Origin of the sequence: Mycobacterium sp. WUMAC-067 (genome assembly GCF_020217485.1) — a bacterium.
Lineage (GTDB): Bacteria > Actinomycetota > Actinomycetes > Mycobacteriales > Mycobacteriaceae > Mycobacterium.
The window spans coordinates 1-834 of sequence record NZ_JAEKMI010000165.1 but is presented as its reverse complement, the minus strand read 5'-3'; the positions used below and the strand labels follow the sequence as shown (position 1 = coordinate 834).

Here is an 834-nt window from a genome sequence, read left to right as displayed (position 1 = left end):
AACAGCCACCGCACCGGGCACCCGGACTGGTCGCGCGACGGTGCGGGTGGCGGTACCCCCGACCGCGCGTCCGGCCAGGCTCGACAAGGCGGTGGGCCCGAACAAACCCTGCCCGGGATTCACCGTCATCGCCGGCGCGGCATCCAGCATCGTCTCGGGCAACTCGGCTGCCAGGGTCCTGATCGCCGGCGCGGCCGAGGCCCAGTTCGCGGGAACCGACAACGACCCCACGACACCGGCACGGCCCACCGCCGCAGACACCGTTCCCGCACCCGGCGCCTGCAACGAGGTGGATCCGGTCAGCAGTTCGCTGTGCAGCAACGGCGCCAAAACCCCGTGCAGACCCTTGGGATGCAGTGTGGGGTCGACACTTTGAACGTTGCCGCCCATCGCCTTGGTGTTGAGCGCAAGCTGATAAAAACCCTTCCCCGCGTCTGCGACCCCGAGTGGCGAGTAAGGCCCGGTAAGGGTGCTGAGGAAGCTGTTGAAACTCTTCAGCCCCCCCGTGGCTTCCCCAAGACCGAGCGAGATTCCCGGCGACGTCGTCGCCGTCGCCGCGGCGGGAGCCTGCGAGACCGCCTGGGAGAGCGCGGTTTCCACATGGGAGCTCGCCGACGACTGGGCCGCCGAGGCGACCGCGGCCGCCTGGTTCGTTTCCCCACCGCTGTCGGTGGTCGACGGCGGCGCGGTGAACGGGACCAGCTGGGCCGCGACCGCCGAGGAACCCGCATAGCCATACATCGCGGCCGCGTCTTGGGCCCACATCTCGGCGTACTGGGCCTCGGTGGCCGCGATCGCCGGGGTGTTTTGGCCCAAGATATTGGTCGCGACCAA

Annotated in this window: 1 protein-coding gene; it reads right to left on the bottom strand. The window is 69.4% G+C overall.

Annotation, left to right across the window (positions count from 1 at the left end; all coding sequences use genetic code 11):
* Window positions 1–834, bottom strand: an 834-nt coding sequence (locus tag JF781_RS28020) for a PPE domain-containing protein (protein ID WP_225341363.1), incomplete at both ends; no start/stop codon positions are given.